32 protein-coding genes are annotated in these 25,017 nt (G+C 62.1%); 12 read left to right on the forward strand and 20 right to left on the reverse strand.

Annotated features, from left to right (window positions below):
* Positions 1-17 precede the first annotated feature (17 nt).
* From ASD12_RS27925 to ASD12_RS27935, 3 genes are all read left to right on the forward strand, one after another.
* Entirely contained in the window at positions 18-920 is a 903-nt protein-coding gene (locus ASD12_RS27925; RefSeq protein WP_162252296.1) for an RNA methyltransferase, read from the forward strand.
* Positions 913-1,713, forward strand: coding sequence for a glutamate racemase (gene murI, locus ASD12_RS27930; RefSeq protein ID WP_056594326.1), 801 nt, complete (start codon positions 913-915; stop codon positions 1,711-1,713). Before ASD12_RS27925 ends, murI begins: the two co-directional genes overlap by 8 nt.
* Before the next feature lie 69 nt (positions 1,714-1,782).
* Positions 1,783-1,971: a DUF3008 family protein gene (locus ASD12_RS27935; RefSeq protein ID WP_056594329.1), complete on the forward strand. Its 189-nt coding sequence runs from the start codon at positions 1,783-1,785 to the stop codon at positions 1,969-1,971.
* Positions 1,972-2,056: 85 nt separating this feature from the next.
* On the opposite strand, the gene ASD12_RS27940 is transcribed toward ASD12_RS27935, so the two are convergent.
* Positions 2,057-2,272: a hypothetical protein gene (locus ASD12_RS27940; RefSeq protein ID WP_244482998.1), complete on the reverse strand. Its 216-nt coding sequence runs from the start codon at positions 2,270-2,272 to the stop codon at positions 2,057-2,059.
* A 375-nt stretch (positions 2,273-2,647) separates the two neighbouring features.
* On the opposite strand from ASD12_RS27940, the gene rpsD reads away from it, so the two are divergent.
* The 4 genes from rpsD (at position 2,648) to ASD12_RS27960 (ending at position 5,589) form a co-directional block, all read left to right on the forward strand.
* Complete coding sequence (gene rpsD / locus ASD12_RS27945) at positions 2,648-3,265, forward strand: 30S ribosomal protein S4 (protein WP_023759539.1); 618 nt, start codon at positions 2,648-2,650, stop codon at positions 3,263-3,265.
* A gap of 146 nt (positions 3,266-3,411) precedes the next feature.
* Positions 3,412-4,305: a tRNA 2-thiocytidine(32) synthetase TtcA gene (ttcA, locus tag ASD12_RS27950; RefSeq protein WP_056594333.1), complete on the forward strand. Its 894-nt coding sequence runs from the start codon at positions 3,412-3,414 to the stop codon at positions 4,303-4,305.
* Positions 4,295-5,122 carry an inositol monophosphatase family protein gene (locus ASD12_RS27955; RefSeq protein ID WP_056594338.1) on the forward strand — a complete coding sequence of 276 codons (828 nt, stop codon included), beginning with the start codon at positions 4,295-4,297 and terminating at the stop codon, positions 5,120-5,122. Before ttcA ends, ASD12_RS27955 begins: the two co-directional genes overlap by 11 nt.
* Positions 5,123-5,184: 62 nt before the next feature.
* A complete protein-coding gene (locus ASD12_RS27960; protein ID WP_056594340.1) occupies positions 5,185-5,589 on the forward strand; it encodes a hypothetical protein in 405 nt (134 codons plus the stop codon).
* A 53-nt stretch (positions 5,590-5,642) separates the two neighbouring features.
* Here the strand turns inward: ASD12_RS27960 and ASD12_RS27965 are convergent, their stop codons facing one another.
* The 6 genes from ASD12_RS27965 to ASD12_RS27990 all read right to left on the reverse strand — a co-directional run bounded on the left by ASD12_RS27965 (position 5,643) and on the right by ASD12_RS27990 (position 12,239).
* Positions 5,643-6,911: a multidrug effflux MFS transporter gene (locus ASD12_RS27965; RefSeq protein WP_082525716.1), complete on the reverse strand. Its 1,269-nt coding sequence runs from the start codon at positions 6,909-6,911 to the stop codon at positions 5,643-5,645.
* A gap of 171 nt (positions 6,912-7,082) precedes the next feature.
* Positions 7,083-7,418, reverse strand: a complete 336-nt coding sequence (gene grxD, locus ASD12_RS27970) for a Grx4 family monothiol glutaredoxin (RefSeq protein ID WP_056594343.1) — start codon at positions 7,416-7,418, stop codon at positions 7,083-7,085.
* Between the two features lie 183 nt (positions 7,419-7,601).
* A complete protein-coding gene (locus ASD12_RS27975) occupies positions 7,602-7,835 on the reverse strand; it encodes a BolA family transcriptional regulator (protein WP_010909092.1) in 234 nt (77 codons plus the stop codon).
* Positions 7,836-7,960: 125 nt separating this feature from the next.
* Entirely contained in the window at positions 7,961-8,473 is a 513-nt protein-coding gene (locus tag ASD12_RS27980) for a hypothetical protein (RefSeq protein ID WP_056594346.1), read from the reverse strand.
* Positions 8,470-10,701: a phosphoribosylformylglycinamidine synthase subunit PurL gene (gene purL, locus ASD12_RS27985; protein WP_056594348.1), complete on the reverse strand. Its 2,232-nt coding sequence runs from the start codon at positions 10,699-10,701 to the stop codon at positions 8,470-8,472. Before purL ends, ASD12_RS27980 begins: the two co-directional genes overlap by 4 nt.
* A gap of 119 nt (positions 10,702-10,820) precedes the next feature.
* Entirely contained in the window at positions 10,821-12,239 is a 1,419-nt protein-coding gene (locus ASD12_RS27990; RefSeq protein WP_056594351.1) for a PLP-dependent aminotransferase family protein, read from the reverse strand.
* Positions 12,240-12,331: 92 nt separating this feature from the next.
* Between ASD12_RS27990 and ASD12_RS27995 the strand changes: the two genes are divergently transcribed.
* Entirely contained in the window at positions 12,332-12,583 is a 252-nt protein-coding gene (locus tag ASD12_RS27995) for a DUF1127 domain-containing protein (protein WP_056594354.1), read from the forward strand.
* Positions 12,584-12,706: 123 nt separating this feature from the next.
* Here the strand turns inward: ASD12_RS27995 and ASD12_RS28000 are convergent, their stop codons facing one another.
* The 7 genes from ASD12_RS28000 to purC all read right to left on the reverse strand — a co-directional run bounded on the left by ASD12_RS28000 (position 12,707) and on the right by purC (position 16,526).
* Positions 12,707-13,348 carry a Pr6Pr family membrane protein gene (locus tag ASD12_RS28000; RefSeq protein WP_056594357.1) on the reverse strand — a complete coding sequence of 214 codons (642 nt, stop codon included), beginning with the start codon at positions 13,346-13,348 and terminating at the stop codon, positions 12,707-12,709.
* A 2-nt stretch (positions 13,349-13,350) separates the two neighbouring features.
* Positions 13,351-13,758, reverse strand: coding sequence for a hypothetical protein (locus ASD12_RS28005; protein WP_056594360.1), 408 nt, complete (start codon positions 13,756-13,758; stop codon positions 13,351-13,353).
* Complete coding sequence (locus ASD12_RS28010) at positions 13,755-14,420, reverse strand: glutathione S-transferase family protein (RefSeq protein ID WP_056594364.1); 666 nt, start codon at positions 14,418-14,420, stop codon at positions 13,755-13,757. The genes ASD12_RS28005 and ASD12_RS28010 overlap by 4 nt, the downstream gene beginning before the upstream one ends.
* 87 nt (positions 14,421-14,507) lie before the next feature.
* Positions 14,508-15,176: a phosphoribosylformylglycinamidine synthase subunit PurQ gene (gene purQ, locus ASD12_RS28015; RefSeq protein ID WP_056594367.1), complete on the reverse strand. Its 669-nt coding sequence runs from the start codon at positions 15,174-15,176 to the stop codon at positions 14,508-14,510.
* The gene (locus ASD12_RS28020; protein ID WP_056594370.1) at positions 15,173-15,427 is read right to left on the reverse strand and encodes a hypothetical protein; all 255 of its coding nucleotides are present in this window, start codon (positions 15,425-15,427) and stop codon (positions 15,173-15,175) included. Before ASD12_RS28020 ends, purQ begins: the two co-directional genes overlap by 4 nt.
* 18 nt (positions 15,428-15,445) lie before the next feature.
* Complete coding sequence (purS, locus tag ASD12_RS28025; protein WP_027028126.1) at positions 15,446-15,688, reverse strand: phosphoribosylformylglycinamidine synthase subunit PurS; 243 nt, start codon at positions 15,686-15,688, stop codon at positions 15,446-15,448.
* A gap of 43 nt (positions 15,689-15,731) precedes the next feature.
* Positions 15,732-16,526 carry a phosphoribosylaminoimidazolesuccinocarboxamide synthase gene (gene purC, locus ASD12_RS28030; RefSeq protein WP_056594372.1) on the reverse strand — a complete coding sequence of 265 codons (795 nt, stop codon included), beginning with the start codon at positions 16,524-16,526 and terminating at the stop codon, positions 15,732-15,734.
* 274 nt (positions 16,527-16,800) lie between these two features.
* Between purC and ASD12_RS28035 the strand changes: the two genes are divergently transcribed.
* Both ASD12_RS28035 and ASD12_RS28040 read left to right on the forward strand, forming a co-directional pair.
* Positions 16,801-17,121 (forward strand): DUF1476 domain-containing protein, encoded by a 321-nt coding sequence (locus tag ASD12_RS28035; RefSeq protein WP_027028128.1) that lies wholly within the window; start codon positions 16,801-16,803, stop codon positions 17,119-17,121.
* Positions 17,122-17,289: 168 nt separating this feature from the next.
* Complete coding sequence (locus ASD12_RS28040) at positions 17,290-18,063, forward strand: HpcH/HpaI aldolase/citrate lyase family protein (RefSeq protein ID WP_056594375.1); 774 nt, start codon at positions 17,290-17,292, stop codon at positions 18,061-18,063.
* A gap of 6 nt (positions 18,064-18,069) precedes the next feature.
* Here the strand turns inward: ASD12_RS28040 and ASD12_RS28045 are convergent, their stop codons facing one another.
* On the reverse strand, positions 18,070-18,624 hold the full coding sequence (locus ASD12_RS28045) for an alpha/beta hydrolase (RefSeq protein ID WP_056594584.1): 555 nt from the start codon (positions 18,622-18,624) through the stop codon (positions 18,070-18,072).
* Positions 18,625-18,866: 242 nt separating this feature from the next.
* Here ASD12_RS28045 and ASD12_RS28050 point away from each other — a divergent pair, with 242 nt between their 5' ends.
* Positions 18,867-19,679 (forward strand): VOC family protein, encoded by an 813-nt coding sequence (locus ASD12_RS28050; RefSeq protein WP_056594587.1) that lies wholly within the window; start codon positions 18,867-18,869, stop codon positions 19,677-19,679.
* A 73-nt stretch (positions 19,680-19,752) separates the two neighbouring features.
* On the opposite strand, the gene purB is transcribed toward ASD12_RS28050, so the two are convergent.
* Genes purB through ASD12_RS28065 form a run of 3 tightly spaced genes read right to left on the reverse strand, consistent with a single transcriptional unit; the run spans position 19,753 to position 22,366 of the window.
* The gene (gene purB / locus ASD12_RS28055; protein WP_056594378.1) at positions 19,753-21,060 is read right to left on the reverse strand and encodes an adenylosuccinate lyase; all 1,308 of its coding nucleotides are present in this window, start codon (positions 21,058-21,060) and stop codon (positions 19,753-19,755) included.
* Between the two features lie 59 nt (positions 21,061-21,119).
* A complete protein-coding gene (locus tag ASD12_RS28060) occupies positions 21,120-21,620 on the reverse strand; it encodes a hypothetical protein (RefSeq protein ID WP_056594381.1) in 501 nt (166 codons plus the stop codon).
* A gap of 20 nt (positions 21,621-21,640) precedes the next feature.
* Positions 21,641-22,366 (reverse strand): DUF2259 domain-containing protein, encoded by a 726-nt coding sequence (locus ASD12_RS28065; protein ID WP_056594385.1) that lies wholly within the window; start codon positions 22,364-22,366, stop codon positions 21,641-21,643.
* Between the two features lie 128 nt (positions 22,367-22,494).
* Here ASD12_RS28065 and ASD12_RS28070 point away from each other — a divergent pair, with 128 nt between their 5' ends.
* Positions 22,495-22,749, forward strand: a complete 255-nt coding sequence (locus ASD12_RS28070; RefSeq protein ID WP_056594389.1) for a DUF2171 domain-containing protein — start codon at positions 22,495-22,497, stop codon at positions 22,747-22,749.
* Between the two features lie 15 nt (positions 22,750-22,764).
* Here the strand turns inward: ASD12_RS28070 and ASD12_RS28075 are convergent, their stop codons facing one another.
* Positions 22,765-23,790, reverse strand: coding sequence for a P1 family peptidase (locus ASD12_RS28075; RefSeq protein ID WP_056594392.1), 1,026 nt, complete (start codon positions 23,788-23,790; stop codon positions 22,765-22,767).
* Positions 23,790-24,863 (reverse strand): branched-chain amino acid ABC transporter substrate-binding protein, encoded by a 1,074-nt coding sequence (locus ASD12_RS28080; RefSeq protein ID WP_056594395.1) that lies wholly within the window; start codon positions 24,861-24,863, stop codon positions 23,790-23,792. The genes ASD12_RS28075 and ASD12_RS28080 overlap by 1 nt, the downstream gene beginning before the upstream one ends.
* Positions 24,864-25,017 lie beyond the last annotated feature (154 nt).

The following is a 25,017-nucleotide window of genomic DNA, read 5'->3' on the forward strand; positions in this document are numbered from 1 at the left end:
CAGCCACTGAAGACGCCATGACCATTCCAGCCACCGGCCCGGCGATCATTCTGGTAGAGCCGCAGCTCGGCGAGAACATCGGCATGGTCGCTCGCGCCATGGCCAATTTCGGCCTGTCGGAGCTGCGTCTCGTCAACCCTCGAGACGGTTGGCCGAGCGAGAAGGCGCGCGCGGCGGCCAGCCGCGCCGATCATGTCATCGACGCTGTCACCGTCTTCGACGATCTGGCTTCGGCGCTCGCCGACCTGAACTTCGTTTTCGCCACCACGGCCAGGCAGCGCGACGGCTTCAAATCCGTGCGCGGGCCGGTGGAAGCGGGCAGGGTGCTGAGGACCCGTCACGCAATGGGCCAACGCACCGGCATCCTGTTCGGACGCGAGCGCTTCGGCCTCTACAATGACGAGGTCGGGCTTGCCGACGAGATCGTGACCTTCCCGGTAGATCCTGATTTCTCCTCGCTCAACATCGCCCAGGCCGCGCTGCTGATGTCCTACGAGTGGATGAAGTCCGGCCTCGAGGATGAGACCAAGACCAATTTTTCCGGTCCGGACATGAAGCCGGCAAGCAAGGAGGAACTGCACGGTCTGTTCGCCTATCTGGAAGGCGCTTTGGAAGCACGCGGCTATTTCCGGCCGGCACCGAAGAAGCCGAAGATGATCGACAATCTGCGCGCGGTGCTGACGCGCGCCGGTTTTGCCGAACCGGAGCTGAAGGTGCTGCGCGGCATCATCTCGTCGCTCGACCGATTTTCGCCGGCGATGCCGCGCGGCGATGGCTCCCCTGGCGATGATCCACGGCGCCTGCCCGCGGCCGCCGCGCGTGCCCGCAAGGCGGAAGTGGTGGATCGCCAGCCGCCCGATGCCAATGGTGACGACAATGACACGCCGCCGCTGGGTGGCAAGGGACCTGACAATGACTGAGCGGCCGATCCTGATGTTCGATTCAGGCATCGGCGGGCTTACCGTGCTGCGCGAGGCGCGCGTGCTGATGCCCGACCGCCGCTTCATCTATGTCGCCGACGACGCCGCGTTTCCCTATGGCGCTTGGGAGGAGCCAGCGCTGAGGGCACATATACTCGACTTGTTCGGCAAGTTCCTTGACCGGTTTGCGCCAGCCATTTCGGTCATCGCCTGCAACACCGCCTCGACGCTGGTGATCGATGCGCTGCGCGAAAGATTTCCCGGGCATCCTTTCGTCGGCATGGTGCCGGCGATCAAGCCGGCGGCGGAACGCACGCGTTCAGGACTGGTTTCGGTGCTGGCGACGCCTGGCACCGTCAAACGCCAGTACACCCGCGACCTGATCAGCAAATGGGCGCAGAAGTGTCATGTCCGGCTGGTCGGCAGCGACAGGCTGGCGGGGCTTGCCGAAGTCTATATGCGCGAGGGCTTCGTCGACGAAGAGGCCGTCCGCGCCGAGATTGCGCCGTGCTTCGTCGAACATGATGCATTGCGTACGGATATCGTGGTGCTCGCCTGCACACACTACCCCTTTCTCGCCAATCGCATGCGCAAGACGGCGCCTTGGCCGGTCGATTGGCTCGACCCCGCTGAAGCGATTGCGCGTCGGGCACTTTCGCTTCTTGCGGATATTGATCCGACCGGCCGTGGCGAGAAACTGCCGGAAGGCCCCGACCTTGCTGTCTTCACATCGAACAGAGCCGATTTCCCTACCCGCCGCCTGATACAGGGGTTCGGGCTGGCAATGTCCTGATATTCGGAAGTATCGGGAACATCACCGCGGTCGCTACGTTTTTCTCCTGATGCAACGGGAGAAGCGATCATGCCTGCCACCTCAAAAGCCCAGCAAATGGCCGCCGGTGCGGCGCTTTCCGCCAAGCGCGGCGAGACCAGGAAGGGCGAACTCAAGGGTGCTTCCAAGGAAATGTACGAATCGATGAGCGAAAAACAGCTCGAGGAATTCGCCGAGACGAAGCGCAAGGGCCTGCCGGAAAAGAAATCGAAAGACTAGGGTTAAGCATCCGGAATCAAATAGCCCGCAGCCAAAACCGCGGGCTTTGAAATGATCTGTCGACCGCCTGAGACCGAACCGGAGCTTACCAACGCGCCCAGCAGCGCCTGACCTTGTAGCGGATGACCTTCTTGTGGCCGTGCCGCCAGACAACCTTCTTCTTGACCACGATGCGGCAGACCTCGTGATGCCGGTGGCCATGCCAATGCCGCGCCATTGCCGGCTCCGGCGTTATGACCGCCATGGATCCCGCCAACACCGCGGCTCCCGTCAGGGTAAGGAAGAACTTCTTCATGTTCATGCGAATTGTGGCTCCTCTGCTCCAGTCCCTTCCCAATGCCGTGGCGCAACCTCCCGCCACTTCCGGCACCGCCCTTAACCCCCAAACGCTATATCGTCGCCATCGCCAAGGCCAGCCGCCAAGCTTGACACCGGTTAAATCTCCGTTTAATCAGCGCGCCAACACCGGGCCGCAATGCCCGGTGGTTTTCTTTATGTGCGCAAGATGCGTGGAACTCAATTCTACTATCTTGTTTGAACTGACGTGTCCCGTGGGTTTTCCGCCGCGTTGTGTGGGAAAACCCTGTCAGGTCTCGAAAACGGAGGCCAGAGGAGGGCGCGTTTCCTTCACCCGGACCATGAGGTTCCGGGTGTATTGTTTTGAAAAGGGAATGCGATGAGCAAGCGCGAATCCGCGAAGTACAAGATCGACCGTCGTCTTGGCGAAAACATCTGGGGCCGCCCGAAGTCCCCGGTCAACAAGCGTGAATACGGCCCCGGCCAGCATGGCCAGCGCCGCAAGGGCAAGCTTTCCGATTTCGGCCTGCAGCTGCGCGCGAAGCAGAAGCTGAAGGGTCACTATGGCGACGTTTCGGAAAAGCAGTTCCGCAAGGTCTATGAGGAGGCTGACCGCCGCAAGGGCGACACCTCGGAGAACCTGATCGGCCTGCTCGAGTCGCGTCTCGACGCGGTCGTCTACCGCGCCAAGTTCGTGCCGACCATTTTCGCCGCCCGTCAGTTCGTCAACCACGGCCACGTCAACGTCAACGGCAAGCGCGTCAACATCGGCTCGTATCGCTGCAAGCCGGGCGATGTCGTCGAAGTGCGCGAAAAGTCGAAGCAGCTGGTCATCGTTCTCGAAGCGGTCGGCCTGGCCGAACGCGACGTGCCGGATTACATCGAAGCCGATCACAACAAGATGGTCGCGACCTTCTCGCGCATCCCCGGCCTGGCGGATGTTCCGTTCGCCGTGCAGATGGAACCGAACCTGGTCGTCGAATTCTATTCGCGCTAAGCGAACGCGTTTTGCGATACCAAGCAAAGGCCGCCCGTCGAGGCGGCCTTTTCTTTGTCTGCCTTTTCTTTGTCGGCCATCTCCGCTAATTCCGGGCGCAACGAAGCGCCGGACAGTCGTTGCTCCCGGATTTTGGAACTGACGCCATGAACATGCTGCCAGACGCCGAATCGCTTGAACCAGCCAGCGACATCGAGGGCGGCTTCCATCCGCTGTTTGCCGATGTGCCGTCCTCGGTCGAGTTCAACAAATTGCGCAAGCGGCTGCTGCGGCTGACCCGACAGGCGATCGAGGATTTCTCGATGGTGAAGCCCGGCCAGCGCTGGCTCGTAGCCCTCTCGGGCGGCAAGGATTCCTACGGCCTGCTCGCCGTGCTGCTCGACCTAAAATGGCGCGGGCTGCTGCCGGTCGACCTGCTGGCCTGCAATCTCGATCAGGGCCAGCCGAATTTCCCCAAACATATCCTGCCCAACTATCTCGACAGATACGCCATCCCGCATCGCATCGAATATCAAGACACCTATTCCGTCGTCACCGACAAGCTGCCGCAGGGCAGCACCTATTGCTCGCTCTGCTCGCGCCTCAGGCGCGGCCATCTCTACCGCATCGCGCGCGAGGAGGGGTGCGCGACGCTGGTGCTCGGTCACCATCGCGAGGATATTCTCGAAACCTTCTTCATGAACCTCTTCCATGGCGGTCGTCTCGCAGCGATGCCGCCAAAACTGCTTAATGACGAGGGCGACGTCATGGTGCTACGGCCGCTGAGCTACTGCGCCGAGGTTGATCTGGAAAAATTCGCTGCCGCGATGCAATTCCCGATCATTCCCTGCGATCTTTGCGGCAGCCAGGAAGGTCTTCAGCGCAACGCCATGAAGGCGATGCTCGAGGACATCGAAAAGCGCATGCCCGGCCGCAAAGATACGATGCTGCGCGCACTGTCCAACAGCAGGCCCTCGCATCTGCTCGACAGAAAGCTGTTCGATTTCGCGGCGCTCAACGAGACCCTCAGCACAAGGCTAGACATATCCCATGACATTTGACGACACCGCGATCGACTGGCTCGCTGGCCTTCTGTCCGACGCCGCAATGGCCGAGATCATGCCGCGCTTTCGCCGGCTGGGCGACGGCGATATCAGGCAGAAGACCTCGGCCGCGGATCTGGTGACCGAGGCCGATGTCAACGCCGAGCGGCTCATCACCGCCAGGCTGCGCGAGCGTTACCCCTCGGCGATGGTCGTCGGCGAGGAGGCCTGTTCCGACAATCCAGCGCTGTTAAACGGGTTGGGCGATGCCGATCTGGCTTTCGTCATCGACCCGGTGGACGGCACTTTCAACTTCGCCTCCGGCGTGCCCTTGTTCGGTGTCATGCTGGCGGTCGTGATCAAGGGCGAGACCGTTGCCGGCATCATCCACGATCCGGTCGGCAAGGACTGGCTGATCGGCGCCAAGGGCGCCGGCAGCCATATCAGGCATGCGCATGGCAGCATCGAGAGGGTGCAGGTCACGGCACCTGCACCGATTTCGGAGATGACCGGCTCGGTCTCCTGGCAATATATGCCCGAGCCGGAGCGGTCGCGGCTGGCGCGCAACCAGACGAAGATCCTGTCGCAATTCGCTTATCGCTGCGCGGCGCACGAATACCGCCTGTTGGCGAGCGGCCATGCCCACTTCGTCGTCTACAACAAGCTGATGCCGTGGGACCATCTGGCCGGCGTGCTGATTCATGCCGAGGCTGGCGGCCATGCCGCGCGCTTCGACGGCAGCGCCTATCTGCCCTCGCATCTCGGCGGCGGCCTGATTGTCGCGCCTGATCGGGAAAGCTGGCACGAATTGCGCCGCGAACTCTGGGCGAAATAGGATCAATTTCCGCGATCAGCTGAAAGAGCGATGCAATCTCACGCAAATCCGGAGGCTCTCGAATGAAACCTCGATTCGCAGTCGTCGCAGCGGCTCTTGCCGCCCTGTTTGCCAGCTCCTACGAAGCAAGCTCGCTAGAGCGCACCTGTCGCAGTCCCGATCCCGTCGACACGATAAAGGAGATGTCGGACGCTATCTATGCTTGTTGGAAGCCGCCGCCCGGAACCGCCGGCATGTCCCTAACGCTGCGGTTCTCGCTTCGCCGCAACGGCACACTGATTGGCAAGCCTCGCGCCACATATTCCGATCTGCGGAGCGATGCCCAGCTCAGCCGGGCATTCGTGGCTTCAATCCTCAGGGCACTCGATGAAGCCCTGCCATTGCCCTTTTCGGACAGCATGGGCGAAGCAATCGCGGGGCGTATGCTTGCCCCTCGCTTCACGGCGGCCCTTGAAGGTGCGTCCTGATGCGTGTCGCCTAAAAGTGGCCCCGGGACAACGACACGTGCAAAAACAACAATTCAGTGCAAGTCGGTAATGTGTCCTAGAACGGGTGGGTTCTGCGGCTGGAACATCTTGCCGCGCTCGGCGATGAAGATCATCAGCAGCGCTGCGACCGAGACGCTGCAGAAGCCGGCCGCCAGCGGCGTCACCGTGCCGTTGAAAGCCTGACCGATCAGTGTGCCGAGAATGCCGCCGAGAAACGTCTGCATGAAACCCAGTATGGACGATGCCGTGCCGGCCAGTTGGCCGAGCGGCTCCATGGCCAATGCATTGAAATTTGCGCCGAGCGCACCGAACGGAAGCATGGCGCTGGCAAAGAAGGTGATGAACAGCCAGAGAGGCATCTTCATTTCTAGCGAAACGACCAGCCAGGCAAGGCTGATGACCAGGAACAGCAGCAGCGCGCTCTGCGAGAGGCGGCGCATGCCGATACGGCCGACAAGGCGGGAGTTCAGAAAGTTGGAGAAAGCAAGCACGCCGGCAACTCCGGCGAAGATGACCGGGAACATTTCGCCGACGTTGAAGATGTCGACGTAGATCTGCTGCGCCGAGGCGATGAAGCCGAACATGGCGCCGAAAATAAAGGTGCTGGCGAAGGCATAGCAGATCGCAATGCGGTTGGTGAGCACGATGCGAAACCCACCGACAATGGAATTCAGGGTCAGCGGCCGGCGATGTTCGGGATGCAATGTCTCAGGCAGGCGCAGCAGCGACCAGGCCGAGACAATGAGCGCACCGAAGGCCATGGTGACGAAGATCCAATGCCAGGTCGCAAGCAGCATGATGAACTGGCCGATGCCGGGAGCAATGACCGGTATCGCCATGAACACCATGAAGATCAGCGACATCACCTCGGCCATGCGCCGGCCGTCAAACGTATCGCGCACGATCGAGACGGCGATGACGCGGGTGGCGGCCGCACCGATGCCTTGCACGGCACGGCACAGCAGAAGTGTTTCGAAGCTTGGTGCAATGGCCGCCGCCGCGGCCGCGGCGACATAGATCACCAGCCCTGCGACCAGCGGTGCGCGACGGCCGAAGCGATCCGAGATCGGCCCGAAGAACAGCTGTCCGCCGCCGAAGCCCAGAATATAGGCGGTGATCACATATTGCCGGTGGTTCTCATTTTCGACGCCAAGCGAGGCGCCGATCTGCTGCAAAGCCGGCAGCATGATATCGATGGCCAGCGAGTTCAGCGCCATCAGCGCGGCGCACAAGGCGATGAATTCCCAGCGTGGAATGGGTAGTTTGCTTGCCGATTGCGGCGCTGATTTTGGCTGGTCCACGGCAAGTCCGATCTTTCAAACGAAAATGCGCCGGCGGGCCGGCGCATTTGGCTCGTCTTGGTCCTGGGGGCAGGACATAAAATTGCCGAGGTGGCGCTGCCCTGGCGTTTGGTGCACGTGACCCGAAACCGTACGGCGGCTTCAGGCGGACGACATGCACGAAAACAGGAATCAGGCGGCGCCTTTGACGCCGACGCCCTTCTCGACAAGGAATGTCTGGAGTTCGCCCGCCTGGAACATCTCGCGGATGATGTCGCATCCGCCGACGAATTCGCCCTTGACGTAGAGCTGCGGGATCGTCGGCCAGTTGGAATATTCCTTGATGCCCTGGCGCAGTTCGGCGGAGTCCAGAACGTTCACGCCTTTGTAGTCGGCGCCGATATAGTCGAGGATCTGGACGACCTGGCCGGAAAATCCGCATTGCGGGAAACCGGGCGTGCCCTTCATGAAAAGGACGACGTCGTTGCCCTTCACTTCGTTGTCGATGTAGTCGTTGATACCGCTCATGGAATATCCTTTCCCGCCTGTGGGAGTCAGGCTCGAAACATATCCTTCAAATAAACCCAACGATTGCTCGAAACAAGACGTTAGCCGCGCCGTGGCTGAAATGGCGCAAAGGATGGGCCGTGTTGGGCCAAGCGGCTGTCGCAACACTGATTCGGGTGGTTGCGGTCTATGTTCCGATGCGGGTCAGTCAGGAACGCTGGTCTGCAAGGCGAGTGCGTGCAACACCCCGCCCATGTTGCCCTTCAGCGCGTCATAGACCATCTGGTGCTGCTGGACGCGGCTTTTTCCCCGAAAGCTCTCGGCCACCACCTCGGCCGCATAGTGGTCGCCGTCGCCGGCGAGATCGCGAATCGTCACCTTGGCGTCCGGAATGCCGTCCTTGATCAGTTTTTCGATGTCGTGGGCGTCCATTGCCATGGCAAAATCCTGTTTCGAGCGGCCGGTAGCCGGCCATAAGATGAGAGTCGGACGAGCCTAAGGCCTTTCCGGTCCGGATTGAAGCCGTTCTGTCCCGCCAACAGCCAGACGTTTCGGAGAAAGATCTAGGCCGGTGGGCTTGCTTCATCCTCGACAACGTCCTCGCGCGTCGAAAACGAGCGGCCAAGGCTGAAGGCCAGCACATAGAGCGGCACGTTGAGCACGAGGCTGACGATGGGGAGATAGCTCGTCATTTGCCAGAACGGCGAGAAGTACGGTTGTCCGTAGCCGTCGCAGACAAGCGAGGAGCCATACTCCCACAACGCCCCTACAACCACCGCGCTGGCAAAAAGCTTGATGCAGGTGAGGATATGCCTTGCCCGTGCCGGATCCGGCGCCAGGCGGCCCCACAGCACCAGGCAGACGATCGGGACCGCGTAGGTGAGGGTCTGCAGCGCCAGCATCGGGATGGCGCTGTTGGCCGCGGCAAGGAACTGCGCGCGCGTTTCCAGCCGGGCGCAAACCTCGCTCGAGGTCGTCGACAGCAGGAAAAAAACGAACGGCCCGAGGAACCAGAAGAAGAACAGCGACGGCCAGAAGACAACTGCAAGCAGTGCCCGAGCAGCCAGTGTGGTCAACTGGCCTGATCCATGAAGCGGGGGAACCAGCCTTCGTGGGCCGTGGTCAATTCGCTGACCGGGATTGCCCGCGCCTCGCCAAGCTTCAGCACGCTGCCGCCGGTCGAGCCGATCCACGGCGCGAAGATGCCGAGTTCGCTCTGCTGCTTGCGAATGGTGTCCCATTCATCGCCATGCGGATCGATCGACAGCGTCAGGAGATAGCGGCCCTGGTCCTCGCCGAACCAGACCGGGATGGGGTCTGTGCCGATAAGCCCGGGAACGGTGGCGCCGAGGCCGGACGCCATCGCCATTTCGGCCAAAGCCACGGCGATGCCACCATCGGAAACGTCATGCGCCGCCGTGACGATGCCGGATGCGATGAGAGCGCGCACATGGTCGCCGACGCGCTTTTCATGCTCGAGGTCGACCGGCGGCGGCGGGCCGTCCGTGCGGCCATGGATGTCACGCATATAGACCGACTGGCCAAGATGCGTACCCCAGGAGGCAGGCGCGCCGACCAGCAGGATCATCTGGCCCTCGGCCGCAAAGCCGGTTCGCACCATCTTGGACCAGTCGGCGATCAAGCCGACGCCGCCGATTGTCGGTGTCGGCAGAATGCCCTGGCCGTTGGTCTCGTTGTAGAGAGAGACGTTGCCGGAGACGATCGGGAAGCCAAGCGCGCGGCAGGCATCGCCGATGCCTTTCACCGCTCCGACCAACTGGCCCATGATCTCGGGCCGTTCCGGATTGCCGAAATTGAGGTTGTCGGTGGCGGCCAGCGGCAGCGCGCCGGTGGCGGTCAAATTGCGCCAGCATTCGGCCACCGCCTGCTTGCCGCCCTCATAGGGGTCAGCCTCGCAATAGCGCGGAGTCACGTCGGAGGAGAAGGCGAGCGCCTTGGTCGGATGACCTTCGACGCGGACCACGCCGGCATCGCCGCCGGGAAGCTGCAGCGAATTGCCCTGGATCAGCGTGTCATACTGCTCCCAGACCCAACGGCGCGAGGAGAGATCCGGACCGCCGAGCAGCTTCAGCAGCGCATCGGCAACATCGGCCTGCGGAACGTCATTGGCGGCCAGCGGCGTCGGCTTGTTCGGCTCGACCCATGGGCGGTCATATTCCGGAGCCTTGTCGCCGAGATCCTTGATCGGCAGGTTGGCGACCTCGTCGCCCTGGTGCAGCACGCGGAAGCGCAGATCGTCGGTGGTCTTGCCGACGATGGCGAAGTCGAGCCCCCATTTGTGGAAGATCGCCTCGGCTTCCTTTTCCTTTTCCGGGCGCAGCACCATCAGCATGCGCTCCTGGCTTTCCGAAAGCATCATTTCGTAGGCGCTCATGCGCTCTTCGCGCACCGGCACCTTGTCGAGATCGAGCTCGATGCCGAGGTCGCCCTTGGCGCCCATTTCGACCGCCGAGCAGGTGAGTCCGGCCGCACCCATGTCCTGGATGGCGATGACGGCACCCGAGGCCATCAGTTCGAGGCAGGCTTCCAGCAGGCACTTTTCGGTGAAGGGGTCGCCGACTTGCACGGTTGGGCGCTTTTCGTCGATCTTGTCGTCGAATTCGGCCGACGCCATGGTGGCGCCGCCGACGCCATCGCGGCCGGTCTTGGCGCCGAGGTAGACAACCGGCAGGCCGACGCCCTTGGCTTCCGACAGGAAGATCGCATCGGTCTTGGCAAGGCCCGCCGCAAAAGCATTGACCAGGATGTTGCCGTTGTAGCGAGCGTCGAAATTGACCTCGCCGCCGACCGTCGGCACGCCGAAGGCGTTGCCATAGCCGCCGACGCCGGAAACCACGCCTGAAACGAGGTGTCTGGTCTTGGGATGGTCAGGTGCGCCAAAGCGCAGCGCATTCATCGCCGCGATCGGCCGCGCGCCCATGGTGAAGACGTCGCGCAATATGCCGCCGACGCCGGTCGCCGCACCCTGGTAGGGCTCGATGTAGGACGGGTGGTTGTGGCTCTCCATCTTGAAGACGACGCAGTCGCCGTCGCCGATGTCGACCACACCGGCATTCTCGCCCGGTCCCTGGATAACCCGCGGACCGGTGGTAGGCAGCGTGCGCAGCCACTTCTTCGAGGATTTGTAGGAACAGTGCTCATTCCACATCGCCGAGAAGATGCCGAGTTCGGTGAAGCTCGGCTCGCGCCCGACAAGGTCGAGAATGCGCTGGTACTCGTCGGGCTTCAGCCCGTGCGCGGCAATGAGCTCGGGGGTGATCGGCACGGAATTGGAAATGGTCATGGGCGGCGATTTATATCCTGGGGCGTTGGGATTTGAGTCCCGTCTTATCGCAAGCTTTGAGGCCGATACACCCATGGATTGACGAAAACCGACCGAAAACCGGACATAGCCACAGTGAGTCAGGAGAAGCTGTCGTAGCCGGCACGGCCTTCATCGAGAAGTCGCCGGATCACCGCAACGCCTTCGGCGATATCCTTGCGTTGTCTTGGCTGCGAAACGCCGAAGCGGACGCCATGGAAAACCTGCTCGGAACGGCCGGCCTTGAACTCGTCCTCGTCGTCGATCAGCACGCCATGCTCGAGGCAGGCTTTCTTGAAGGTGCCGGAAAGCCAGGGGTCGGGCAGAGTCAGCCAGACAAAGGGCACCCTGTCATGTGACTTGAACGCGAAGCCGGCCAAAGTCTCGCGAACGATGGCGACGCGGGCGTTGATTTCGGCGATGCTGCGCTTGCGTATCTCATCGGCCTGGCCCGACAGCACCAGCCTTGTATTCACCTCCGCCAGCAGGAAGGGCATGCCGCCGGTCATCATCTTGTGGGCGACGCGGATGCGGTGGCGGTAGGCGGGCGGGCAGGAAAGCCAGCCGCCGCGTACACCGGCTGCGACCGACTTCGACAGGCCGCCTGCGACAATGGTTCTCTCAGGGGCATATTCGGCCAGCAACGGCGTCGGATCATCGGTCAGATTGCCGTAGAGGTCGTCCTCGATGAGGACGACATTGTATTCGCGCGCGACACGCGCGATCGCCTCGCGGCGCGCCGCCGACAAGGTCACCAGCGTGGGATTCTGAGCCGTCGGCATCAGGAAGATCATCTTCGGATGCTTTTGCGCGCAGACGCGCTCGAAATCCTGGGGATCGATGCCTTCGTCGTTTGACGCCACCAGCGCGGTGCGGCGGCCAATCAGTCCGGCGCTGCGGGAAATCTGCGAGTAGGTGAGGTGTTCGAAGGCAACATAATCGCCAGGGGTGGTGAGCGCCGCGATCGCCGCCATCACCGCGGCATGCGTGCCGAGCGTGGGGACAATGGTGTCGGCATTCGGGCGAAACGAATTGCGCGCCAGCCAGCGGGCGCCAGCTTCGTACCAGCGGTCGGGAAAATCCCGCGTGTAGCTTGAAATCTCATGCGGATGGTCTTGTGCCGTGCGCGACAGGACATCGGCGACGATGGCGCCCTGGCCAATATCGGGAGCGGCCGTGCTGTCGAAACGCAGTTTGCCTCTAGGCGCGTCGATATAGCGTGTGCCTTCCGCGCTGACGTCCGGAGCCAGCAGGTCCGGTTTCGCCCCATCGGCGCGCTGGCCGAGCACATAGGTTCCACGCCCGACTTCGCCGCTCACCAGCCCACGCTCGCGCAGCAATTGATAGGCCCGGCCGACCGTGCCGACGGTGGTGCCGATGTCGTAGGCGAGGTCGCGTTGCGGCGGCAGCTTTGCGCCGACGTCGATCACGCCCCGGTCGATGTCCGTTTCGATGGAAGCCGCCAACCGCTGATACAGCGGGCCGGAGCCGGCGGTGAGATCGGGGAGCCAATTTGTCATGGTGACAATTTTCTATATTGCACCCGTATATGAGTCAATACATATCAGTTGGGTGCCAAAAAGGGTACAATTTGAAATTCTGGTAGAAGAAAATGAATACAATCGTGACAATCCGTCATTCGAGAGCCGAGTTAACAGGCCAATTGACACGTCCATCGGGCCGGAGCGGCTTTGTCAGCCGTCTGGTGCGCCTGGTCAGGTCGCTGGCGAGATGGATCGACCATCTGCTGGAGCGCCGCCGCAGCCGGCTGGCGCTGCTGGAAATGACCGATGATCAGCTCAAGGATATCGGCGTCTCGCGCTGCGATGCCCACCGCGAGGGCATCAGGCCGTTCTGGGACTGAAAGCCAAAGCAATTCCAGGAAAAGTGTGAAACGGTTTTCCCGGGAAAAGCGCGTAGCGCTTGGGAATTGCGCCAAAACAAAGAGTTAGAGCGGTTCGCCGTTTCCTTGAAACGGTGAACTGTTCTAGCGGAGTGTTGATGCCCTGCTGCGTGCAACGCCATGGTCCGCAAGGACGGCGACCACGCACAGCGCGAGAAAAAGTCCGGTGATGGCCGCAGCCGAGATCGCGACGCTGGTCCAGCCATTCTTGGCGACGTCCAGGAACGGGTAGGGCACCTCGCCGGCAAGCGGTGCCCGCGCCAGCGCATAGACCAGATAGGCGACGGGATAGAGCACCCACCAGGAGATGTCGCTCCAGCGCGTCCGGCCGTCGGCGCCTGATATCAGCCACCACAGAACGAACAGCACCGGCGTCACATAATGCAGCAGGACGTCGCAGAGCAGGAACAGCCCCTGTGGCTGCCAGAGCCGTGCCAGGACCGTGGCATAGACAATGAAGACCAGCGCTATCGAAACGGCGACGCCTGCCCGCATCCGCGACCCGGCGAAGGCCGGCAGCCACGCATAGCCGGAGGGCGACAGCAGCGACGTGTACACCAGCACCGCGCCGATGTTGGTCAGGATGGTGAAGAAGCTGAAGAGGAAAATGATGGAGCCGAGCAGGCTGCGGCCGGCTTCCATCGATGCCGGAATGCTGATGCAGAACTGCAGGACGAGTCCGGCCAGACCGATGACCAGACCGGCGATCTGCAGGAACCGGCCCATGGCTAGGCCGTCGCGGCGCAGGCCGGATTGCCGGTCTGCCAGCGGGCAATGTCGGAGCCGATGCGGGCGCCGAGCGGATCGTTCATCAGCGGTCCGAACGCGTCGACGCGGCTTGAATTGCCTTGCGCCTGCACGACCAGCAGTGGTTTGCCGCCATAGTGCTTGGCCGGCACCAGCAGGAAACGCGGCGTGCCGCTGAACGAATTCAGTTCGTTGGCCATCTGATACTGTTTGAAGGCCGGATCCTTGCTGGCTATCCAGCATTTGTGGGCCGCTATCGCCACTTGTTCCATGGCCAGAAGCGCTGCACTCTTGCCTGACGGGACTGGCGTGCTCTTGGGGGTCGATTGGCAGGACACCAAGGCGAAACCCGCTGCGGCGACCAGCGCGATCGTCTTGCTCCTGATCAAGCGGCACCCATCTCAAGTTCGGATAGAAAGATCTTCAAGCCGTCGGTCATCTCGCCCCACACCCGCGACAATGCCGGGTGCTGCGAGGCGATCTGCTCATAGGCATCGAATTTGGGATAGGCGTCGAGCAGGTCGTGGCGTCCCGTCATGGCGCGGAAATTGTTGAAGATGAACCGCGTCGGCGTCAGCCAGGCATCGGCGAAGCTGATGTCGTCACCGAGCGCGAAAGGCCCTTGCGCCATACGCGCCTCGATCGCAGCCAGTCCGTGATGCAGGCGCGCGAATTGGGCGTCGATCTCGGCAGTGTTTCGCTTCGGCCCGAAATGAAGCTCGAAAAGCTTCATCATCGGGGTCAGCACATCGAGATCGGTTATGCGGGCGAACATGCGCACCAGCGCGCGGTCCTTGGAATCAGGCGGCAGCAACGCCGGTTCAGGGAACCGTTCCTCGAGATATTCCGCGATGACCACCGATTCGACGATGGTTTCGCCCGAGCCGGTGATCAGCACCGGAATCCGGTTCATCGGTGAGATGGCGCGAAACGCTTCCGGGATCGGAAAACCCGGTGGCGGCGCGATGATCTTGAGCGGAACGTCCTTGATATAGGCCAGCGCTCGCACGATCGACGAGTAGGGCGACAACGGCCGCGAATAGAGTTTCATGACCGTCTCTCTCCCCAATGAATCGGACTTGCCCTGACAAAGAGACAGGAATGTCCGGCTGTTTTCAAGCTGTTCGCTTCGATGACGTCAGGCGGCGATGCCGAGGGCACTTTCGAACAATCCACGGCCGTCGGTACCGCCATGGGCTGCTTCGATCAGGTTTTCCGGATGCGGCATCAGGCCGAGCACATTGCCTTGGCTGTTGATGATGCCGGCAATGTCGTTGATCGAGCCATTGGGGTTGGTGCCCTCGGCATAGCGGAACACCACCTGGCCTTCGCCTTCGAGGCGGGCAAGCGTGTCGGCGTCGGCGAAATAATTGCCGTCATGATGCGCCACTGGCGAGCGGATGATCTGACCCGGCTGATAGCGGCGGGTGAACATGGTGTTGGCGTTGGTGATCTCGAGCTTCACCTGCCGGCAGACGAATTTCAGCGAGGTGTTGCGCATCAAGGCGCCCGGCAGCAGGCCGGCCTCGACCAGGATCTGGAAACCGTTGCAGACGCCGATGACCGTGACGCCCGCGGCAGCCTTTTCAGCGACCGCCCGCATGACCGGCATACGCGCGGCGATCGCGCCGCAGCGCAGATAGTCGCCGAAGGAGAAACCGCCCGGAATGGCGATCAGGTCGACATCGGGGATTTCTGTGTCGGTCTGCCAGACGGTGACCGGCGGCTTTCCGGAAATCTTGGTCAGCGCCGCAATCATGTCGCGGTCGCGGTTGAGGCCAGGCAGAAGGACGACGGCTGATTTCATTTTGGTTCGTAAGGCCTCTGGGCTTCGGCGAGTTCGCGCAGGTCGAGACGGCGGTCTATACGTTCAAGGCGCTCATCCTGGCGGGCGAGAACGCCGTAGATGTTGTGGATATCGCTTTGCGTTGCCACCATGTGACCCCGCATCACATTCAACTCCCGTTTCGTCTCGGAAACATCCTGACGAAGCTCAGCGATTTCGTGATGCACGCGCTTCATAAGCTCGAACATCAATTCATTCGTGACTTCCGGCATAGTGCCTCCGACACAACCTCAGGTAAGTGTCACACTATAATTCTCAATCACCGTATTCGCCAGCAGCTTGTCGCACATGGCTTTCAGATCGGCTTCGGCCTTGGCCTTGTCGCTTTCCGCCAGTTCGACGTCGAATACCTTGCCCTGCCGCACCGCGCCGACGCCGCCGAAGCCCAGGCCGGACAGCGCGTGTTCGATCGCCTTGCCTTGCGGGTCGAGCACGCCGTTCTTGAGGGTGACGGTAATGCGGGCCTTGATCACGCTGGACATGCTCCTGTTCTGACTATCGGGTTGCAAGCCGCGATCAGTGCGGCTTGCCTTTGATGCCTTCGGTCGAGGCGACAAGCACCGGGCCGGTCGGGCGCGGCGGCTCGTTCTCGTTCATGATGCCGAGGCGGCGGGCAACTTCCTGGTAGGCTTCGACGAGGCCGCCCATATCGCGGCGGAAACGGTCCTTGTCGAGCTTGTCCTGCGTCGCCACGTCCCACAGCCGGCACGAATCCGGCGAAATCTCGTCGGCAACGACGATGCGCATCATGTCACCCTCGAACAGGCGGCCGCATTCGATCTTGAAGTCGACGAGCTGGATGCCGACGCCCATGAACAGGCCGGAGAGGAAGTCGTTGACGCGGATGGCCAGCGCCATGACGTCGTCAATCTCCTGCGGGCTCGCCCAGCCGAACGCGGTGATGTGCTCTTCCGACACCATCGGATCGTCGAGCGCGTCGGCCTTGTAATAGAATTCGATGATCGAGCGAGGCAAAACCGTGCCTTCCTCGATGCCGAGACGCTTGGACAGCGAACCCGCGGCGACATTGCGCACCACCACTTCAAGTGGAATGATCTCGACTTCCTTGATCAGCTGCTCGCGCATGTTCAGCCGGCGGATGAAATGGGTCGGAATGCCCATGCGGTTCAAATGGTTGAAAATGTATTCGGAAATGCGGTTGTTGAGCACACCCTTGCCGTCGATGACTTCATGCTTCTTCTTGTTGAACGCGGTTGCATCATCCTTGAAGAACTGGATAAGCGTGCCCGGCTCCGGTCCTTCATAGAGGATCTTGGCCTTGCCTTCATAAATGCGGCGGCGATTTTTCATCTGATTTTTCTCTGGGGTTCCGGACAGGCGGTATCAGACCATTTCCTGTCCGTCTGCCTGAAATAGTGCGGCTACGGTAGGGTTCAATGCCGGGTCTATCCCAATCACATCGTTTGCTCAATCGTCAAATCCTTCCAATCAACCGCTTTCGGGACTGAAATGCCGCAGCGCAGCATGCGATGAAGCGTATTGACCGGCCCGCGACCTTTTGGTTTGTGCTTTGGCAACGCACATATTCACCGCCAACGAATCGAATTTGACCCGGAGGGATGCCATGAGCAGCATGAAAGACCGCGAAGAGGGCTTCGAGCGCAAATTTGCTTTCGACGAGGAACTTCGGTTCAAGGCCGCTGCGCGCCGCAACAAGGCGCTCGGCCTGTGGGCCGCCGAAAAGCTCGGAAAGTCGGGCGCCGACGCCGACGCCTATGCCAAGGAAGTGGTTGTTTCCGACATCGAGGAAGCCGGCGACCATGACGTGTTCCGCAAGATCCGCAAGGATTTCGATGCGGCCGGCGTCGACCAGTCGGACCATCAGATCCGTCGCACCATGGACGAGTTGATGGCGCAGGCGATCGAGCAGATCAAGAACACCTGATCCGGCCGAAGCAGGTTCCGCAAAAGTGTCCCACGGTTTTGCGACAGAGAACCTGCGACAGGCCAAAGAATGACTGGACCAATCGACCGCCCGGCCTATCCGGGCGGTTTTTCTTTGCCTTTGCCGCGGTTTCCGGCTGAACTGCGATCGTTAACAAGGAAAGAGTCCATGTCCCTGAAGTCCCGCCTGGCGGCCGATGAAACGCTGTTCACCGCATGGTCCGGCGTGCCGGATGCCTTGAGTGTCGAGATCGTCGCCAAGCAGGGGTTTGATGCCGTCACGCTCGATATGCAGCATGGTGGCCATCACGAAGACAGCGTCTTGCGCGGCCTGGTGCCGGTGCTCGCTGCCGGCAAGCCGGCGCTGGTGCGCATTCCTGTCGGCCGTTTCGACATGGCAAGCCGCGCGCTCGACTTCGGCGCCGAGGCTGTCATCGCGCCGATGGTGAACTCGGTTGCCGACGCAAAACTGTTCGCCGCCGCGATGAAATATCCACCGCTCGGCGAGCGCTCCTGGGGTCCGACCTACGCTTTTCCGCGCCACGGCAAGGGCGACCAGGCCGACTGGCTGCGTGACAGCAACCAGCGCACCATGGCTTTCGCCATGGTCGAGACGCGTGCGGCCCTTGATGCGCTCGATGGCATTCTCGACACGCCGGGCATCGACGGCATATTCCTTGGCCCGTCGGATTTCTCGATCGCCTGGAGCAACGGCGCCACGGTCAATTCGACGCTGGAAAGCATGATGGAGACGGTGGCGTTGGTCGCCGAGCGTACCCGCAAGGCCGGCAGGTATGCGGCGATCTATGTTGTCGAGCCGGCAATTGCCGGCCGTGTCGTGTCGATGGGCTACCGGCTACTGGCCATGGGCTCGGAACACGCGCTGATCGGGCTCGGCGCAAGAACCCTGATCAAGAGCGTCAGGGATTCGATCGGCTCCTGAAGACGCTCAGGCCTTCAGATCCGTCAGGAATTTGGCGAAGGTCATCGAACCTTCGGGCCACGGCCCGAAGCCCGAATCCGCGTTGAGGTGACCGGTCTCGCCGGCATCGATGAACAGCGAACCCCATGCGCCCGCAATATCCTCGGCCACATCGAAGGCGCAGAACGGATCGTTGCGGCTGGCGATCACGATGGACGGGAAGGGCAGCGGCTCGCGCGGGTAGGGGCCGAAGGTCATCAGATGCCTCGGCTTGATCTTGGGATTGGCGACATCGGGCGGCGCCACGAAGAAAGCCCCGGCAACCGGCTTGCGGAACTGCGGAATGGCTTGCACCGCCGTGGCGACACCGAGCGAGTGCGCGACCAGGACGACCGGCCTGTCGGCCTCGTTAACGGCCTTGGCCACGCTCGCCGTCCAGTCCTCGCGCACCGGCTTCGACCATTCCGTTTGCTCGACGCGGCGCGCCGTCGACAGCTTCGACTGCCAGCGGCTTTGCCAATGATCGGGGCCGGAATTGGTGTAGCCCGGCACGATGAGAATATCTGCTTCCTTGACCTTCATGGCGCTGAGATAGCGAGCGGCGTCGCTTCGTGCAACGGTCATCAACGGCACTCTTGATCACAATAGTGAACACGATGTTCGCTTCTTCGCGTCTTGTGTGAACGATGCCTATGGACGATTTGTGGTGGGAACAGAAACAGCCGTGTGCGGGAACCCGGATATTGGAACTGACACGACGTATGATGATCGGCAGCGCGGCGCTTCTTGCCTTTTCACCGCAGGCTGGTCGAACGGAGCATCTGATGAGTGAACTGCCTTTTGCCGCCACCACCCCGGTCAGCGTTGCCCGCGTCGGGTTGAAGGCGCGCGACGCCGAAAGTCTTGCCGCATATTATCGCCGGGTCGTCGGTCTGCAGGAGTTGAGCCGTGCCGACGGTGCGATTACGCTGGGCGCCGCCAACCGTCCGTTGCTGGTCATCGAGGGTGATCCTTCGGCCAAGCCGGACGATCCGCGCAGCGCCGGCCTGTTCCACACAGCCTTCCTGCTGCCCAGCCGCGCCGATCTCGGCCGCTGGATCAACCACGCCATATCCGACAAGATCGCCATCGAGGGGGCTTCCGACCATCTGGTCAGCGAAGCGCTGTACCTCACCGATCCAGAAGGCAACGGTATCGAGATCTATGCCGATCGCCTTCCCAAGGACTGGAAGTGGAATGGCGACAAGATCGCCATGGCGACGGAGCGGCTGAACATCCCGTCCGTCGTTGCCGAGGTGCCGGCAGGTGACGCCGGTTGGCAGGGCGCGCCGGAAGACAGCATTGTCGGCCATGTCCATCTGCGCGTCGGCAGGCCGGAAGACGCCGAAGCCTGGTGGAACCAGGAATTCGGCTTCGACACGGTGGCGAAATATGGCGGCCAGGCGGTGTTCCTGTCGTCGGGCGGCTATCACCACCACATCGGCGCCAACGCCTGGCAGAGTTCGGGCGCCGGCCGCCGCGATTCCACCCGGTCTGGTCTGGCCTGGGTCGAAATGCGTTCGGACAATGTGACGAGCCCGATAACCCGCGAAGATCCCTGGGGCACGGTGATCAGGGCTGTTCCCGGCAAGGCCTGACCGTCCTCCGGACACCAAAACAAACAAGTCCGCCGGCAATGGCCTGCGGACCTATTTTTGTTTCGGACGGGTCTCAGGCTTCCCCGAACACCCGCTTGAAGATCGTGTCGACATGCTTGGTGTGATAGCCCAGGTCAAATTTCTCGCGGATTTCGGCTTCCGGCAGCGCTGCGGTCACTTCCTTGTCGGCCAAAAGTTCCTCAAGAAAATCAGCGCCTTGCTCCCAAACTTTCATGGCGTTGCGCTGCACCAGCCGGTAGGAGTCTTCGCGCGACAGGCCCGCCTGCGTCAGCGCCAGCATGACGCGTTGCGAATGCACGAGGCCGCGGAACTTGTTCATGTTCTTCAGCATGTTCTCGGGATAGACGAGCAGCTTGTCGATGACGCCGGTCAGCCGTGACAGCGCGAAATCCAGCGTCACCGTGGCGTCCGGTCCGATCATGCGCTCCACCGAGGAGTGCGAGATGTCGCGTTCGTGCCAGAGCGCCACATTCTCCATAGCTGGCAGCGCCATGGATCGCACCATGCGGGCAAGCCCGGTGAGGTTTTCGGTCAGCACCGGGTTGCGCTTGTGCGGCATTGCCGAGGAGCCTTTCTGGCCCGGCGAAAAATACTCTTCCGCCTCAAGCACTTCGGTACGCTGCAAATGCCGGATTTCGATCGACAGCCGCTCGACCGACGAGGCGATGACGCCGAGCGTGGCAAAGAACATCGCGTGGCGGTCGCGCGGGATCACTTGCGTCGACACCGGCTCGGGCTTCAGGCCGAGCTTTGCCGCCACATGTTCCTCGACATAGGGGTCGATGTTGGCGAAGGTGCCGACCGCGCCCGAAATGGCGCAGGTGGCGATGTCTTCCCGCGCATGCACCAGGCGCTCGCGGCAGCGCGAGAACTCGGCATATGCCTGCGCCAGCTTGACGCCGAAGGTTGTCGGCTCGGCATGGATGCCGTGGCTGCGGCCGATGGTGACGGTGTCCTTGTGCTCGAAGGCACGGCGCTTGAGTGCCGCAAGCAGGCCGTCGATGTCGGCGAGCAGGATGTCGCTGGCCCGGGTAAGCTGCACGGCAAAGCAGGTGTCGAGAACATCTGACGAGGTCATGCCCTGGTGGATAAAGCGGGCGTCGGGCCCGACGAATTCGGCAAGATGGGTGAGGAAGGCGATGACGTCGTGCTTGGTGACGCGCTCGATCTCGTCGATCGCCTCGACATCGAATTTTGCAGCACTGCCCTTTTCCCAGATGGTTTTTGCCGCTTGCCTGGGGATCACGCCGAGTTCGGCCAGTGCGTCGCACGCATAGGCTTCGATCTCGAACCAGATGCGGAACCGGGTTTCGGGCGACCAGATGGCGACCATTTCCGGCCGGGAATAGCGAGGGATCATCGGTCAGTCCTGACGTATCGAGAAGTTTGCCCGCGTCCTAACAGAGGCGGGCAAAATGCTCAACGCTGCTGGCGGGCAAACCAGACACCCGCGGCAAACAGGGCGACGAAACCCAGTGGAAAATAGAGCCGGATGCCCAGCACGACGAACTGATAGAGCGCAATCAACGTCGTGAAGACGAACTGGAGGGCCCAGGTGTGGGTGAAAGCAGGTGCATGCCACGCGGCGTAATAGGAGCGGTACTGCAAGGCAAACAGCCCGCCGGTCAGGCCGATCGTTGCTGCAGTGAGGCACACGAACGCCGCCGCGAAGGCGACTTCCCAGCGCCTTCCCTGCGAAACCAGTCGCGCCGCAAACAGGCCAATCGGAAAGGCCAGCGCAGCCCCCAACGCGAACAGCACGGTGACGATGCGGATTTTCGCCGGCGTCTCCCAGTCGTCCAAAAACAGGGTGACGAGTGCACTGGCACCCATCGTCACCGCCCACAGCAAGGCGCCGAAAAGCGCTGTGCGCGGCGTCGGTATCGCGCGGCGAAGGCGGTTCAGCGCACGATAGCGCATGGCGGGTCGAACAAGCGGTGTCACAGCCGGCCGGTCACCGCTATCCAGCGAAAGTCCGGCCCCTCGAAGCCGTATTGGCGCACCGCGATCAGCACCGCATAGGCGCTCAGACTGTCCATTGAAAAGGTCTGCACGGCGCCGATGCGATAGCCGTTCGGACAACCCCGGCTTTTCGGGATCGCCTTGTCCTCGTGCAGCAGCTTGGTGGTGCCGCCATCCTGCGCCTCGATGCGCAGCAGCCGGAAGCCGTTGATCTCGCCCTGGGTCTCGCAGCCCTCGGTGTTGTTCATGCCCAACTCGTCGAGGCGGAACTCGAGCGGTGGGTCGACCGGCGAAAAGATCGGGCGCGGGTTGACCGCCATCCGGTGCGGATCGGCCGAAAGTTCGGTTACAGGGTTGAAACCGGCGGTGATGCCGCGGTTGGCGCTCAGCTCGGCCTGACTGACAATGGCTTCGCCTTTTTGCCGGGCCTGAAGGCGCGCCGCGTCGAGTTTGGCATTCTCGTCCTCGAGCCGGACCCGGATCGGTGTGCCCTTGAGGAAGCTGTCGGTGCTGGTGTCGATGTAGTAGCGGTTGGCATAGGGAAAGCCCGATCCATCCTGCACGCCATATTCCTCGAAAGCGAAGACGCCGCCGTCCTTGTTGAAGCCGAGGATTTCAAGCTCGGCGACATCGCCGGCACGTGCGCCGATCGAAGTCGCAAACTGTGCAAGCAGGCCAACGGCAAAGAGAAAGAGCATTCGCATCGGTCTTCACCCCCGTGATCGTTTCAATCCCCTAGCACGACGAAATCAAAACGTCGTGCAATGCGAAAGCCGATGCATCCAATCGGCCCGTCATTTGTTAATGTCGGCAGTCCCAATGGAGAACCACCATGACCGACACCAGCAAAATTCGTGAGCATATGGAAGTCGTCGGCGCCGATGGCGTGCATGTCGGTACCGTCGACAAAGTCGACGGCCAGCGCATCAAGCTGACCAAGGCCGATAGCGGCGAGGGCGCTCACAAGGGCCATCACCATTACATTCCCCTGAGCCTGATTGCCGAGGTCGATGGTAGGAAGGTGTGGCTGTCGGCGAATTCCGATGTCGCGGTGACGTTCGAGGAAGAAAAGTCCGATCCGGTCTGATTGAAGCCTTCCGCCTCATCCCAAGCGTGACGACCAGACCGGAAACAGATCGTTTTCGTTAGGCGTCGCGGCAAACACGCCGCGGCTGATGGCACGTGCCATGGTGGCACCGGCAGCGGCGTAGAGGTCAATTGCCGCGTCGGCGGCGAGTTCGATGCCGCTGGTGCCGGTCGCCAGAGCGAACACAAGGTCGCCATCGGCCGGCGTGTGCGTCGGCCAGATGGCGCGCACGAATCCGTCATGCGCCGATATCGCCAGCCGTTTTGCCGCGGCCTTGGTGAGGACCGCATCGGTGGCAATGACGGCGATGGTGGTGTTGCCGCCGGTCTCCGTCTGCCTCCGGACATGTTTGTCGCGGTATTTCAGCAGGATATCTTTCGCGTCGTCCGGCATCGGCGAGGGATAGCCAAGACCGCCGAATTCGTAGCCGATTTCGAATGGTGCTGCCCAGAAATGGCGGGTGCGGCCTGTTGTCACCGAGCCAGTCGGATTGACGGCGGCCAGCGCGCCGACGGTGACGCCGCTGTCCAGCAGCGTCGAGGCGGAGCCGAGGCCGCCCTTCAGCCCCGAGGTCAGCGCGCCTGTGCCGGCGCCGATGGTGCCGAGTTGGAAGTCGGCGGTGGCGGTTTGCGCTGATTCATAGCCAAGCTCGCGGTAAGGCGGATAACGGCCCCAATCCTTGTCGCCGCCATTGCGCAGGTCGAACAGGATCGCCGACGGCACGATCGGCACACGAAAGCCGCCGACCTCGAAGCCGATGCCGCGTTCACGCAGCGCCGCCTGCACGCCGGATGCCGCGTCGAGGCCGAAAGCCGAACCGCCCGAAAGCACCACGGCGTGGACCGCCTCGACTGAATTGTGCGGTTCGAGCAGGTCGGTCTCCCGGGTGCCCGGCGCACCGCCCAGGATCTGAACGCCGGCCACCGTGGGCGCATCGCAAAGCACGGTCGTGACGCCGGATTTCAGCCTGGCGTCGGACGCGTTGCCGACGCGCAGGCCGGCAACGTCGGTGATCAGGTTGCGCGGGCCGGTGCGAAACATCAGTTGCTTTCCAAAGGCGCAAAGCGCGTGCCGTCGAAGCGGAAGACGCGGTAGGGGCTTTGGCTGAGATCTCCTTTTGCATCAAAGCGGATCGGCCCGATCGCGGTGGTGAAATCCTGTCCGGTCAGGGCTTCAGTCAGCGGCTTGCCCAAGCTTTCGGACAAACCTGACGCCGCCTTGGCGATTTCGACCGCCGCAAAGGCCGGCAGCGCATAACCTTCCGGCACGATCTTTTGCGTGGCAAAGGCCGCCAGCACTTTTGGGTCGGCGACATCAGCCCATTCCGGGGGTGCGATCATCAGTGTGCCCGTCGCATAGGGCACGTCGCCCGGCGGTGCGCGGAGATTTTCGCCGCCGGCAAAGACAATACCCGCCTGGAGCTGTGCGGCATCGCGGCCCATGATGGCGATGTCTTCGCCGTCGCCGCCGGCAAAGACATGCGTGGCGCCGGCCTTCTTCAGCCGGCCGATCATGCCGATCTGATTGTCGAGCTGTGGCCGGAACGTGTCGACGAACACCGGTTTCAGCGCCGCCTGCTCGGCCGCTGCCCGCAGCGTCTCGGCGATCTCACGGCCATAGATGGTGCCGTCGTCGATAATGGCGAACAGCTCGTTCTGCCACAGATGGGTGAGGACAGAGGCGACGGTGTTGCGCTCATCGTCGCCGCGTGGCCCGAGGCGATAGACCGGCCAGCCGGTCTTGGCGCGGCGGTCGGTCAGGCTTTCGGTTCTCACGCCAACGGTGATGACCGGAATGTTGGCGTCCTTGAGAATCGGCATCGCCGCCTCGATCGCCTCGGTGCAGAGAAAGCCGACCACGATATTGACCTTGGCCGTAACGAACTCCCTGGCCGCCGCGGCGCCGCCGTCGGCGGTACAGGCGTCATCCACGGTCTTGAGTTCTATGCCGTTCGCTTCGGTCGCCAGACCGGTGCCGGCCTCGATCTGCTTGCCGAGAATGGCCGATGGTCCCGACAGGGGCGCGGCGACGCCGACCAGCAGCGTCTGGGCGCTGGTGGCGCTGGCCATGAAAAGCCAGACCAATGCGGCCGTTGTCGTTGTCCTGGGTCGCATCCTGGTGAAGATTTCCTCCAAGCTGGCGACATGTTGCAGGCGCCAATTCCCGCCAAGACCTAAAGGCTGCCCGGCCTTGGTGCAACATGCGAATTCAAGGAGATGAGCCGAGGTCCAGCCGTCGCCTCGCTTGTGGCATGTCGTATGTCGCCAT

The sequence above is a fragment of the Mesorhizobium sp. Root102 genome (genome assembly GCF_001425625.1).
GTDB lineage: Bacteria > Pseudomonadota > Alphaproteobacteria > Rhizobiales > Rhizobiaceae > Mesorhizobium.

Excerpts from the sequence above, each read along its gene's own strand:
- ASD12_RS27935 (WP_056594329.1), top strand. The coding sequence starts at position 1,783 with ATGCCTGCCACCTCAAAAGCCCAGCAAATGGCCGCCGGTGCGGCGCTT.
- ASD12_RS27995 (WP_056594354.1), top strand. The coding sequence starts at position 12,332 with ATGAATACAATCGTGACAATCCGTCATTCGAGAGCCGAGTTAACAGGC.
- ASD12_RS27960 (WP_056594340.1), top strand. The coding sequence starts at position 5,185 with ATGAAACCTCGATTCGCAGTCGTCGCAGCGGCTCTTGCCGCCCTGTTT.
- ASD12_RS28010 (WP_056594364.1), bottom strand. The coding sequence starts at position 14,420 with ATGAAACTCTATTCGCGGCCGTTGTCGCCCTACTCGTCGATCGTGCGA.
- ASD12_RS27975 (WP_010909092.1), bottom strand. The coding sequence starts at position 7,835 with ATGGCAATGGACGCCCACGACATCGAAAAACTGATCAAGGACGGCATT.
- ASD12_RS28045 (WP_056594584.1), bottom strand. The coding sequence starts at position 18,624 with ATGAAGGTCAAGGAAGCAGATATTCTCATCGTGCCGGGCTACACCAAT.
- purC (WP_056594372.1), bottom strand. The coding sequence starts at position 16,526 with ATGAAAAATCGCCGCCGCATTTATGAAGGCAAGGCCAAGATCCTCTAT.
- ASD12_RS28075 (WP_056594392.1), bottom strand. The coding sequence starts at position 23,790 with ATGTTTCGCACCGGCCCGCGCAACCTGATCACCGACGTTGCCGGCCTG.
- ASD12_RS28000 (WP_056594357.1), bottom strand. The coding sequence starts at position 13,348 with ATGGGCCGGTTCCTGCAGATCGCCGGTCTGGTCATCGGTCTGGCCGGA.
- ASD12_RS28070 (WP_056594389.1), top strand. The coding sequence starts at position 22,495 with ATGACCGACACCAGCAAAATTCGTGAGCATATGGAAGTCGTCGGCGCC.
- purB (WP_056594378.1), bottom strand. The coding sequence starts at position 21,060 with ATGATCCCTCGCTATTCCCGGCCGGAAATGGTCGCCATCTGGTCGCCC.
- ASD12_RS28065 (WP_056594385.1), bottom strand. The coding sequence starts at position 22,366 with ATGCGAATGCTCTTTCTCTTTGCCGTTGGCCTGCTTGCACAGTTTGCG.
- ASD12_RS28080 (WP_056594395.1), bottom strand. The coding sequence starts at position 24,863 with ATGCGACCCAGGACAACGACAACGGCCGCATTGGTCTGGCTTTTCATG.
- rpsD (WP_023759539.1), top strand. The coding sequence starts at position 2,648 with ATGAGCAAGCGCGAATCCGCGAAGTACAAGATCGACCGTCGTCTTGGC.
- ttcA (WP_056594333.1), top strand. The coding sequence starts at position 3,412 with ATGAACATGCTGCCAGACGCCGAATCGCTTGAACCAGCCAGCGACATC.
- ASD12_RS28040 (WP_056594375.1), top strand. The coding sequence starts at position 17,290 with ATGTCCCTGAAGTCCCGCCTGGCGGCCGATGAAACGCTGTTCACCGCA.
- purQ (WP_056594367.1), bottom strand. The coding sequence starts at position 15,176 with ATGAAATCAGCCGTCGTCCTTCTGCCTGGCCTCAACCGCGACCGCGAC.
- ASD12_RS27990 (WP_056594351.1), bottom strand. The coding sequence starts at position 12,239 with ATGACAAATTGGCTCCCCGATCTCACCGCCGGCTCCGGCCCGCTGTAT.
- ASD12_RS27955 (WP_056594338.1), top strand. The coding sequence starts at position 4,295 with ATGACATTTGACGACACCGCGATCGACTGGCTCGCTGGCCTTCTGTCC.
- ASD12_RS28060 (WP_056594381.1), bottom strand. The coding sequence starts at position 21,620 with ATGCGCTATCGTGCGCTGAACCGCCTTCGCCGCGCGATACCGACGCCG.
- ASD12_RS28050 (WP_056594587.1), top strand. The coding sequence starts at position 18,867 with ATGAGTGAACTGCCTTTTGCCGCCACCACCCCGGTCAGCGTTGCCCGC.
- murI (WP_056594326.1), top strand. The coding sequence starts at position 913 with ATGACTGAGCGGCCGATCCTGATGTTCGATTCAGGCATCGGCGGGCTT.
- ASD12_RS27940 (WP_244482998.1), bottom strand. The coding sequence starts at position 2,272 with ATGAACATGAAGAAGTTCTTCCTTACCCTGACGGGAGCCGCGGTGTTG.
- purL (WP_056594348.1), bottom strand. The coding sequence starts at position 10,701 with ATGACCATTTCCAATTCCGTGCCGATCACCCCCGAGCTCATTGCCGCG.
- grxD (WP_056594343.1), bottom strand. The coding sequence starts at position 7,418 with ATGAGCGGTATCAACGACTACATCGACAACGAAGTGAAGGGCAACGAC.
- ASD12_RS27925 (WP_162252296.1), top strand. The coding sequence starts at position 18 with ATGACCATTCCAGCCACCGGCCCGGCGATCATTCTGGTAGAGCCGCAG.
- ASD12_RS28035 (WP_027028128.1), top strand. The coding sequence starts at position 16,801 with ATGAGCAGCATGAAAGACCGCGAAGAGGGCTTCGAGCGCAAATTTGCT.
- ASD12_RS28020 (WP_056594370.1), bottom strand. The coding sequence starts at position 15,427 with ATGCCGGAAGTCACGAATGAATTGATGTTCGAGCTTATGAAGCGCGTG.